General features: G+C 34.6%; 21 protein-coding genes. All 21 read left to right on the top strand.

All coding sequences use genetic code 11. The annotated features are described in order from the left end of the window. Window positions 1–48: 48 nt before the first annotated feature. The 21 genes from rpmC (at window position 49) to rpsD (ending at window position 9,705) form a co-directional block, all read left to right on the top strand. Window positions 49–261 carry a 50S ribosomal protein L29 gene (gene rpmC, locus RSF37_RS07230; protein ID WP_039312823.1) on the top strand — a complete coding sequence of 71 codons (213 nt, stop codon included), beginning with the start codon at window positions 49–51 and terminating at the stop codon, window positions 259–261. Between the two features lie 22 nt (window positions 262–283). Beyond that, a complete protein-coding gene (gene rpsQ, locus RSF37_RS07225; RefSeq protein WP_039312826.1) occupies window positions 284–538 on the top strand; it encodes a 30S ribosomal protein S17 in 255 nt (84 codons plus the stop codon). Window positions 539–571: 33 nt separating this feature from the next. Beyond that, window positions 572–940, top strand: coding sequence for a 50S ribosomal protein L14 (rplN, locus tag RSF37_RS07220; RefSeq protein WP_039312829.1), 369 nt, complete (start codon window positions 572–574; stop codon window positions 938–940). 16 nt (window positions 941–956) lie between these two features. Next, the gene (gene rplX, locus RSF37_RS07215) at window positions 957–1,271 is read left to right on the top strand and encodes a 50S ribosomal protein L24 (protein WP_332563729.1); all 315 of its coding nucleotides are present in this window, start codon (window positions 957–959) and stop codon (window positions 1,269–1,271) included. A 22-nt stretch (window positions 1,272–1,293) separates the two neighbouring features. Beyond that, on the top strand, window positions 1,294–1,836 hold the full coding sequence (gene rplE, locus RSF37_RS07210) for a 50S ribosomal protein L5 (RefSeq protein ID WP_332563728.1): 543 nt from the start codon (window positions 1,294–1,296) through the stop codon (window positions 1,834–1,836). Window positions 1,837–1,849: 13 nt separating this feature from the next. Next, complete coding sequence (locus tag RSF37_RS07205; RefSeq protein ID WP_024615608.1) at window positions 1,850–2,035, top strand: type Z 30S ribosomal protein S14; 186 nt, start codon at window positions 1,850–1,852, stop codon at window positions 2,033–2,035. 32 nt (window positions 2,036–2,067) lie between these two features. Then, window positions 2,068–2,466 (top strand): 30S ribosomal protein S8, encoded by a 399-nt coding sequence (rpsH, locus tag RSF37_RS07200; protein ID WP_332563727.1) that lies wholly within the window; start codon window positions 2,068–2,070, stop codon window positions 2,464–2,466. A 69-nt stretch (window positions 2,467–2,535) separates the two neighbouring features. Continuing rightward, window positions 2,536–3,075, top strand: a complete 540-nt coding sequence (gene rplF / locus RSF37_RS07195; RefSeq protein ID WP_332563726.1) for a 50S ribosomal protein L6 — start codon at window positions 2,536–2,538, stop codon at window positions 3,073–3,075. Window positions 3,076–3,096: 21 nt separating this feature from the next. Beyond that, on the top strand, window positions 3,097–3,456 hold the full coding sequence (gene rplR / locus RSF37_RS07190; RefSeq protein WP_332563725.1) for a 50S ribosomal protein L18: 360 nt from the start codon (window positions 3,097–3,099) through the stop codon (window positions 3,454–3,456). 19 nt (window positions 3,457–3,475) lie between these two features. Further along, window positions 3,476–3,973 carry a 30S ribosomal protein S5 gene (rpsE, locus tag RSF37_RS07185; protein WP_332563724.1) on the top strand — a complete coding sequence of 166 codons (498 nt, stop codon included), beginning with the start codon at window positions 3,476–3,478 and terminating at the stop codon, window positions 3,971–3,973. Window positions 3,974–3,985: 12 nt separating this feature from the next. Then, the gene (gene rpmD / locus RSF37_RS07180; RefSeq protein WP_332563723.1) at window positions 3,986–4,165 is read left to right on the top strand and encodes a 50S ribosomal protein L30; all 180 of its coding nucleotides are present in this window, start codon (window positions 3,986–3,988) and stop codon (window positions 4,163–4,165) included. Between the two features lie 18 nt (window positions 4,166–4,183). Beyond that, window positions 4,184–4,624, top strand: a complete 441-nt coding sequence (gene rplO, locus RSF37_RS07175) for a 50S ribosomal protein L15 (RefSeq protein WP_332563722.1) — start codon at window positions 4,184–4,186, stop codon at window positions 4,622–4,624. 2 nt (window positions 4,625–4,626) lie between these two features. Beyond that, window positions 4,627–5,892: a preprotein translocase subunit SecY gene (gene secY, locus RSF37_RS07170; protein ID WP_332563721.1), complete on the top strand. Its 1,266-nt coding sequence runs from the start codon at window positions 4,627–4,629 to the stop codon at window positions 5,890–5,892. 24 nt (window positions 5,893–5,916) lie between these two features. Continuing rightward, window positions 5,917–6,567, top strand: coding sequence for an adenylate kinase (locus tag RSF37_RS07165; protein ID WP_332563720.1), 651 nt, complete (start codon window positions 5,917–5,919; stop codon window positions 6,565–6,567). Next, the gene (gene map / locus RSF37_RS07160; RefSeq protein WP_332563719.1) at window positions 6,567–7,313 is read left to right on the top strand and encodes a type I methionyl aminopeptidase; all 747 of its coding nucleotides are present in this window, start codon (window positions 6,567–6,569) and stop codon (window positions 7,311–7,313) included. The genes RSF37_RS07165 and map overlap by 1 nt, the downstream gene beginning before the upstream one ends. A gap of 82 nt (window positions 7,314–7,395) precedes the next feature. Continuing rightward, window positions 7,396–7,677: a hypothetical protein gene (locus RSF37_RS07155; RefSeq protein WP_332563718.1), complete on the top strand. Its 282-nt coding sequence runs from the start codon at window positions 7,396–7,398 to the stop codon at window positions 7,675–7,677. Between the two features lie 7 nt (window positions 7,678–7,684). Beyond that, complete coding sequence (gene infA, locus RSF37_RS07150; protein ID WP_332563717.1) at window positions 7,685–7,903, top strand: translation initiation factor IF-1; 219 nt, start codon at window positions 7,685–7,687, stop codon at window positions 7,901–7,903. Between the two features lie 39 nt (window positions 7,904–7,942). Then, window positions 7,943–8,056, top strand: coding sequence for a 50S ribosomal protein L36 (gene rpmJ / locus RSF37_RS07145; protein ID WP_039312872.1), 114 nt, complete (start codon window positions 7,943–7,945; stop codon window positions 8,054–8,056). A 223-nt stretch (window positions 8,057–8,279) separates the two neighbouring features. After that, the gene (gene rpsM, locus RSF37_RS07140) at window positions 8,280–8,648 is read left to right on the top strand and encodes a 30S ribosomal protein S13 (RefSeq protein ID WP_332563716.1); all 369 of its coding nucleotides are present in this window, start codon (window positions 8,280–8,282) and stop codon (window positions 8,646–8,648) included. 15 nt (window positions 8,649–8,663) lie between these two features. Further along, window positions 8,664–9,059 (top strand): 30S ribosomal protein S11, encoded by a 396-nt coding sequence (rpsK, locus tag RSF37_RS07135; RefSeq protein WP_332563715.1) that lies wholly within the window; start codon window positions 8,664–8,666, stop codon window positions 9,057–9,059. 25 nt (window positions 9,060–9,084) lie between these two features. After that, window positions 9,085–9,705 carry a 30S ribosomal protein S4 gene (gene rpsD / locus RSF37_RS07130; RefSeq protein WP_332563714.1) on the top strand — a complete coding sequence of 207 codons (621 nt, stop codon included), beginning with the start codon at window positions 9,085–9,087 and terminating at the stop codon, window positions 9,703–9,705. Window positions 9,706–9,746: the final 41 nt, after the last annotated feature.

The following is a 9,746-nucleotide window of genomic DNA, read 5'->3' as shown; positions in this document are numbered from 1 at the left end:
TAAGTTCGTTACAAGAAGAGATTTTGAGGAAATGGGTGGTGAAGAATAATGAAGGCTAGAGAATTAAAAGAATTAAGAGCAAGTAATCCTCAAGATTTAAAAGCTAAATTAGGAGAACTTAAAGCTGAATTATTCAACTTAAGATTCCAATTAGCTACAGGACAATTAGAAAATCCTATGAGAATAAGAGAAGTAAAGAAATCTATAGCCCAAATAAAAACCATCTTAAGACAAGAAGAGTTAAGGGTTGTTGAACAGTAAATCTGGAAGGAGGTAAGCCTTAATGGAAAGAGGACTAAGAAAAAAGAAAATCGGAAGAGTTGTTTCTGATAAAATGGATAAAACTATCGTAGTTGCTATTGAAACTAAAGTAAGACATCCACTATACGGAAAAACTGTTAACAGAACTACTAAGTTCAAAGCTCATGATGAAAAAAATGAAGCACAAGTTAATGATAGAGTTTTAATAATGGAAACAAGACCTTTATCAAAGGACAAGAGATGGAGACTTGTTGAAATAGTTGAAAAGGCTAAATAATATAGCTTAAGACTGAAAGGAGGGTAATTTTCAATGATACAACAACAAACTAGATTAAAAGTCGCTGATAACTCAGGAGCAAAGGAAATAATGTGCATCAGAGTATTAGGTGGATCTAAGAGAAAGTACGGTAACATTGGAGACATAATAGTTGCTAGCGTTAAAAGTGCAACACCAGGCGGAGTTGTTAAAAAAGGCGAAGTAGTAAAGGCTGTTATTGTTAGATCAGTAAAAGGAATCAGAAGAGCAGATGGATCATACGTTAAATTCGATGAAAATGCTGCTGTTATAATAAAAGATGATAAGCAACCAAAAGGAACACGTATCTTTGGACCTGTTGCTAGGGAGCTAAGAGATAAAGAATTCAATAAAATATTATCATTAGCACCAGAAGTTCTATAATAAGGAGGTGGCTAACTTGAAAATACACGTTAAAAAGAACGACACAGTTGTTGTTATATCAGGAAAAGATAAAGGAAAAACTGGTGAAGTTTTAAAAGTATTCCCTAAGACTGGAAAAGTTCTAGTTCAAGGAGTTAATATAGTAAAGAAGCACCAAAAAGCAGGTAGAACTCAAGCTGAAAGTGCTATAATCGAAAAAGAAGCTGCTATTAACAGCTCAAAGGTAATGTTATATTGTACAAAGTGCAAAAAAGCTACTAGAATTAGCAATAGCATCTTAGAAGACGGCGCTAAAGTAAGAGTATGCAAAAAGTGCGGAGAAACATTCTAGAATTTGAAAGGAGGTTAACAATATGACTAGACTTCAAGATAAATATGAAAAAGAGATAATCCCAGCTATGATGGAAAAGTTCGGATATGAAAATATAATGCAAGTACCAAGACTTGAAAAGGTAGTAATCAACATGGGTGTTGGTGAAGCCAAAGAAAACCAAAAGGTTTTAGAATCAGCAGTTAGCGATTTAACTTTAATAACTGGTCAAAAGCCAATATTAACAAGAGCTAAGAAATCAGTTGCTAACTTCAAAATTAGAGAAAACATGGCATTAGGATGTAAGGTTACATTAAGAAAAGCAAAGATGTACGAATTTGCTGACAAGTTAATGTCAATTGCTTTACCAAGAGTTAGAGACTTTAGAGGAATTTCAGCTAAGTCATTTGACGGTAGAGGAAATTACTCATTAGGAATTAAAGAACAATTAATATTCCCAGAAATTGAGTACGATAAAATCGATAAAGTAAGAGGAATGGATATAATCTTCGTAACAACTGCTAACACAGACGAAGAAGCAAGAGAATTATTAAGATTCCTTGGTATGCCATTTGCTCAACAATAAGGAGGGATAATATATGGCACGTAAAGCGATGATAGAAAAGTGGAATAAGACACCTAAGTATAAGACTAGAGCCTATACTAGATGTAGAATATGTGGAAGACCACATTCCGTATTAAAGAAATTCGGTATATGCCGTATCTGTTTCAGAGAACTTGCATATAAAGGCCAAATCCCTGGTTGTAAAAAAGCAAGCTGGTAATACCGGAGATATAGCGAAAGGAGGCACATTAAATGGTTATGACAGATCCTATAGCAGATTTGCTAACACGTATAAGAAATGCAAATGCTGTTAAACATGAAGTAGTAGAGGTACCTTCTTCTAACGTAAAGAAGGCCGTTACAAATATATTATTACAAGAAGGATACATCAAGGAAATTGATGAGTACAATGATGGAGTAGTTCCAATGTTAAGAATAACTCTTAAATATGGAGCTGACAACGAAAGAGTAATCACTGGATTAAAGAGAATATCTAAGCCAGGATTAAGAGTGTACTGCAAAAAAGACGAAACACCTAGAGTTCTTAATGGTTTAGGTATCGCTGTTATTTCAACTTCAAGAGGAATAATGGTAGATAGAGAAGCTAGAAAGAACAACGTTGGTGGAGAAGTTCTTTGCTACGTTTGGTAGTTAATATATAAATTAGAATTAATTAAAACATTTGAATATATGTATGTATAAAATACAGGAGGTGCAATTATGTCAAGAGTAGGTAGATTACCAATAGCTATACCTGCTGGCGTAACTATTACAGTAACACCAGAAAATGTTGTTACTGTAAAAGGACCTAAGGGTGAGCTAGTAGAAGCTATGCACAAAGACATGAATATCGCGGTTGAAAACAACGAAGTAGTTGTTACTAGACCAAGTGACGTTAAAGAGCACAGAGCTCTTCACGGATTAACTAGAGCACTTATAAACAACATGGTTGTTGGAGTTGAAAAAGGATTCCAAAAGACTTTAATCTTAAACGGTGTTGGTTATAGAGCTCAAAAACAAGGAAACAAACTTGTAATGAATCTTGGATATTCACATCCAGTTGAAATAGAAGCAGTTGAAGGTGTTGAATTTGAAATACCTGAAACTACTAAAGTAGTTGTAAAAGGAATCAACAAGCAAAAAGTTGGAGAAGCAGCTGCAAAGATCAGATCATGGAGAAAACCTGAACCATACAAAGGTAAAGGTATCAGATATGAAGGCGAAGTGATCAGACGTAAAGAAGGTAAAACTGGTAAGTAATAAAAGAAAGGAGTGAGCTTTATGTTTAAAAAGGCAGACAGAAAAGCAAGCAGAAAGAGACGTCACCTTAGAGTACGTAAGAAAGTTTTCGGTACTCCTGAAAGACCAAGACTTTCAATATACAGAAGTGAAAAAAATATCTATGCACAAATCATAGATGATATAAATGCTGTAACTTTAGTTGCTGCTTCAAGCTTAGAAAAAGATTTCTCAGCTAAGGGCGGAAACAAAGAAGGCGCTAAAGTAGTTGGCGGATTAGTTGCTAAGAAAGCTATTGATAAAGGAATAACAGAAGTTGTTTTTGATAGAGGTGGATTTATATACCACGGAAGAATTCAATCATTAGCTGAAGGTGCTAGAGAAGCAGGCTTAAAATTCTAAGAAACGAGGAGGGAAATAAATGAGAATCGATCCTAGTACACTAGACCTTAAAGAAAAGGTTGTTAACATAAACAGAGTTACTAAGGTTGTTAAAGGTGGTAGAAACTTTAGATTCGCAGCTCTTGTTGTTGTCGGAGACGAAAACGGACACGTTGGAGTTGGAATGGGAAAATCTATCGAAATACCTGAAGCAATCAGAAAAGGAATTGAAGACGCTAAGAAAAACTTAGTAGAAGTTTCAATGGTTGACACTACAATTCCACATCAAATCCATGGTAAATTCGGAACAGGTGATGTTCTTATAATGCCAGCTAAAGAAGGTACAGGAGTTATAGCTGGAGGCCCAGCTAGAATAGTACTTGAATTAGCAGGTGTTAAGGATGTTAGAGCTAAATCATTAGGTTCAAACAATCCTAACAACATGGTAAAAGCTACAATCAACGGATTAGCAAACTTAAGAACAGCTGAACAAATAGCTAAATTAAGAGGAAAATCTGTTGAGGAAATATTAGGTTAGGGGGAAGATTGCATGGCTAAGTTAAGAATTACACTAGTAAAGAGCTTAATCGGTAGAAAGAAAGACCATATCGCTACTGCAAATGCCCTTGGACTTAAGAAAATCGGTAAGACAGTAGAACATGAGGGAACTCCTCAAATAAACGGTATGGTAACAAAGATTGATTACTTACTAAAAGTAGAAGAAATATAAGAGGAGGTGCACTGAGATATGAAACTTCATGAATTAAAGCCAGCTGCTGGAAGCAGAAAAGCTCCTAAGAGAGTTGGTAGAGGAACTGGTTCAGGTTTAGGAAGAAACGCTGGTAAAGGTGAAAAAGGACAAAACGCTAGATCAGGCGGTGGAGTTAGACCAGGTTTCGAAGGTGGTCAAATGCCTTTATACAGAAGACTTCCTAAAAGAGGATTCACTAATATCTTTGCTAAGAAGATCGTTAGCATAAATGTAGATAGATTAAACATTTTTGAAAATGGAACAGAAATTACTCCAGAATTACTTTTAGAAACAAGAGTTGTATCAAAAGTTATGGACGGAATTAAGATTCTTGGAAACGGAAACTTAGAGAAGAACTTAACTGTAAAAGGATGCAAGTTCTCAAAGTCTGCTATAGAGAAAATCGAAGCAGCTGGAGGAAAAGTTGAGGTGAAATAAGAATGCTATCAACCCTACGTAATGCCTGGAAGGTTCCAGAATTGAGAAAGAGATTTTACTGGACAATATTTTTAGTTGCTATCTTTAGGATGGGAAGTCATATTCCTGTTCCTGGGATTAGCGCTGATTTCCTTAAAGGATACGCTCAATCTGGAAATTTAATGGGTTTCTATGATTTAATATCAGGAGGAGCCTTAAGTAGATTTAGTATATTTGCTCTTGGGGTAATGCCATACATTAACTCATCAATCATTATACAGTTATTAACAATAGCTATTCCATCATTAGAACAGCTTTCTAAAGAAGGCGAAGATGGTAGAAGAAAGATACAAAATGCCACTAGGTATGTATCAATTGTAATTGCTGTGATTCTTGCGTTTGGTATGTATGCAACAATATCTCAAACAGGAGCAACTGTAGGTATGAAAACTGCACAAATGATGGTTGTCATACTGGCGTTAGTTGTTGGTTCTACATTCTGTATGTGGTTAGGAGACCAGATCACTGTTAAAGGTTTCGGAAATGGTGTATCAATCTTAATCTTTGTAAATATAGTTTCAAGACTACCAATGACAATAGCTTCAGTTATGTCATTAGATGTTAATGTTGTTGAGATTGCCTTATTCTTAGTATTTGCACTAGCTGCAATTACTGGAGTAATTTATTTCTCACTTGCTGAAAGAAGAATTCCTGTACAATATGCAGGAAAAGCGGTTGGTAACAAGATGATGAAGGGTCAATCCACTCACATCCCATTAAGCATAGTTGGATCTGCTGTAATAGCAATAATATTCTCTATGTCTGTAATGCAATTCTTACCAACAATAGCAGGCTTCTTCCCAGACAAGGATTGGGCAGTGTGGGTTACTAGTAGCCCAATGAGTATTTTTAATAGTCAAAACTGGATGTATCTAGTTGTTTATTCACTATTAACTATATTCTTCAATTGGTTCTATACTCAAGTTACTTTCAAGCCAGACGAAATGTCAGAGAATCTGCACAAGTCTGCTGGATTTATACCAGGTATTAGACCAGGCGAGCCAACTACACAATACTTTGAAAGCATTCTTAACAGAATATCTTTCATTGGAGGAATATTTGCAGCACTATTAGCGGTTACACCTATAATAGTAACAAATTATACTTCATTCAAGGAAATACAATTTGGGGGAACAGCACTTCTTATTGTAGTGAGTGTTGCTCTAGATTTCACAAGAAAACTAGAATCACAAATGATAATGAGACACTACAAAGGATTTCTTAAATAAGATTAGATAATGGAGATGATGCCCGTGAAGATTATTTTATTAGGTCCTCCTGGAGCAGGAAAAGGAACACAGGCAAAATCAATTAGTAATAGATATTCAATTCCACATATTTCTACAGGAGATATTTTCAGAAAGAATATTTCAGAAAATACTCCGTTAGGAATTGAAGCAAAAAGATATATGGATAACGGACAATTAGTTCCAGATCAAGTTACCATAGATATGGTTAAAGATAGACTTGTGCAAGACGATTGTAAGAACGGATACCTATTAGATGGTTTCCCAAGAACAGTTGCTCAAGCAAAAGCATTACAAGAATTTTTAGAAGGTAGAAATGAAAACTTAGATACAGCATTATGTATAGAAGTTCCAAGTTCATTTATACTTGAAAGAATGACTGGTAGAAGAGTTTGTCCTTCATGTGGAGCAAGTTACCATGTTAAATTTAACCCACCAGCGGTTGAAGGAAAATGTGATCTTTGTGGAAGCGACGTTGTTCAAAGAAAAGATGACGTTGAAGAAACAGTTAAAGAAAGACTTGATGTCTATGAAAAACAAACACAACCACTAATTGATTTTTATAGAGATAAAAATTTACTTTCAACAGTTGATGGCACTAAAGCAATCAATGAAGTATTTGAAAGTATCTGCGACATATTAGGAAGCACTAAATAATGATTTTAATTAAGAATGATTTAGAGCTCAACCGTATGAGAAGAGCAGGAAAAATAGTAGCTGAAACATTGTTACTATTAGAACATGAAATCAAACCAGGTATAAGTACAAAAGAGTTAGATAGAGTTGCAGAGCAGTTTATAACTGAGCAAGGCGCTAAACCTTCCTTTAAAGGATTGTATGGGTTCCCAGCTACACTTTGTATATCTGTTAATAATGAGGTTGTACATGGAATACCAGGTGGATATATTCTCAGGGATGGCGACATTGTCAGTATTGACTGTGGAGCATATTTTGATGGATTTCATGGTGATGCAGCTAGAACTTTTCCAGTAGGAAATGTAAGTGAAAGCGCATTAAAACTTATAGAAGTTACAAAACAATCTTTCTTTGAGGGAATAAAATTCGCTCAAATTGGGAATAGATTAACAGATATATCACATGCCATACAAAATCATATAGAGACAAATGGATTTTCCGTTGTTAAAGATTTTGTAGGACACGGGATAGGCAGAGATCTACATGAGGATCCTGAAGTACCTAACTTCGGTAGACTAGGTAGAGGTCCAGTGCTTACTAAAGGCATGGTTCTAGCTATAGAACCAATGGTTAATGAAGGAACTTTTAAAGTAAGAACATTGAGAAATGACTGGACAGTTGTGACAAGTGATGGAAGCCTATCAGCACATTACGAAAATACAGTTGCAATTTTACCAGATGGTCCCGAAGTATTAACACTAGATTAATAAAAGTGTTACTTAGTTTTAAATTTGCATAGTATACATACTTAGCTTATTTAATTCTAAGGTAATCATCGAGGTGAAAAATTTGCAAAACAATGACTTGATTGGGAAAGTTGTTCTTTCTTTAGCTGGCAGAGATAAAGGAAATTTATATGTGGTAACACATGTTGTTGATGATCAGTATGTATTACTTGCAAATGGTGATACTAAAAAGGTTAAGACACCTAAGAAGAAAAAAGTTAAGCATTTATCTTTCTTAGAAAATATAGATGACGATATCAGATCAGCCATGATCAGCGACAGAAAAGATACTGACTTAAAAATTAAGAGATTTTTTAAATTAAGATACATTGTTAAGGAGGGTTGATTACCTTATGTCAAAAGATGATGTTATAGAAATGCAAGGTGTAGTTTTAGAATCTTTACCAAATGCTAATTTCCAAGTTGAACTTGAAAGTGGGCATACAATTCTAGCACATATATCAGGAAAATTAAGAATGAACTTCATCAGAATTTTACCAGGAGATAAAGTTACAGTGGAGCTTTCTCCATATGACTTATCAAGAGGTAGAATTACTTGGAGAGCAAAATAAGATAGGATAATCTATCAAATATTACAAGGAGGGTTAGCGATGAAAGTAAGACCATCAGTTAAGCCTATTTGCGAAAAGTGCAAGGTTATAAGAAGAAAAGGAAGAGTAATGGTTATCTGTGAAAATCCTAAGCACAAGCAAAAGCAAGGCTAATATAATTAGGTATTAGGCAAAAAAGTATTATATTACTATATAATAATTATTGACTTTTAGGTTAAAGTCACATATGATTATATAGGCATTTTAATTAAATAAGTAAATTTTAGGACGGCTGACCGATAGATGAATAAAAGTCTATCGACCTAAAATTTTATTATATAAAGCACAAAAATAATTAACTTTTATGCATTTCAATTATCAGGAGGTGTAAGTTTTAATGGCAAGAATATCAGGAGTAGATCTACCAAAAGAAAAGAGAGTTGAGATAGGTCTAACATATATATATGGAATAGGACTTTCTACTTCACATAAGATTTTAGCAACTACTGGAATAAATCCAGATACTAGAGTTAAAGATCTTACTGAAGAAGAAGTAAATGAAATCAGAACTTTAATTACTAAGACTATAATGGTTGAAGGTGACTTAAGAAGAGAAATAGCTTTAAACATCAAGAGATTAGTAGAAATCGGATGTTATAGAGGAATCAGACATAGAAAAGGTCTTCCAGTTAGAGGTCAAAAGACTAAAACTAACGCAAGAACAAGAAAAGGACCAAAGAAAACTATCGCAAATAAGAAGAAGTAGTGAGGAGGGAATTCGATGGCAGCTCAAAAAGTCAAAAAGACTAGAAGAAAAAAAGAAAGAAAGAATGTTGAGCATGGTGCTGCACACATCAAGTCAACTTTCAATAACTCAATAGTTACTTTAACAGACGCACAAGGAAACGCGTTATCATGGTCAAGTGCTGGAGCTCTAGGTTTCAGAGGATCAAGAAAAAGTACTCCATTTGCAGCGCAAATGGCAGCTGAAACTGCAGCTAAAACAGCAATGGAACATGGTTTAAAGAGTATTGAAGTATACGTAAAAGGACCAGGATCAGGTAGAGAAGCAGCAATAAGATCTCTACAAGCAGCAGGTTTAGAAGTAACATTAATTAAAGATGTTACTCCAATCCCACACAATGGATGTAGACCACCAAAAAGAAGAAGAGTCTAGTAGATTCATACAGGAGGTGTAATTAATGGCAAGATATACTGGAGCTACATGTAGATTATGTAGAAGAGAAGGTATGAAACTATTCCTTAAAGGGGATAGATGTTATACAGATAAATGTGCTTTCACAAGAAGAAGTTATGCACCAGGACAACACGGAGCAGCAAGAAAGAAGTTATCAAACTACGGTGTACAACTTAGAGAAAAGCAAAAAGCTAGAAGAATATACGGAGTGTTAGAAGGCCAATTCAGATCATACTATGAAAAAGCTGAACACATGAAGGGTATTACTGGTGAAAACTTATTAATGTTATTAGAATTAAGATTAGATAACGTTGCATATAGATTAGGATATGGTGCTTCAAGAAATGAAGCAAGACAATTAGTTAACCACGGTCATTTCTTAGTAAATGGTAAAAAGGTTGACATTCCTTCATTCAAAGTATCAGTTAACGATATAATAACTGTTTCTGAGAAGAGCAAGGGAAGCGAAAAGTTCAAGACTTTCGTTGAAAATCCAAAGACTTTACCAAAATGGTTAGAAGCTAACGTTGAAAACTACGAAGGCAAAGTAGTTGCTATGCCAACTAGAGAAGATATTGACGTACCAGTTAATGAAACTCTTATCGTTGAGTTATATAGCAAATAATTGTAATATTTGTTAGTACAAATATAGAATCAGTTGCCCTC

The organism is Clostridium sp., from assembly GCF_036643715.1.
Lineage (GTDB): Bacteria > Bacillota > Clostridia > Clostridiales > Clostridiaceae > Clostridium.
Note: the sequence above shows the minus strand (reverse complement) of the source record. Positions and strands in the feature narration are given on the sequence as shown.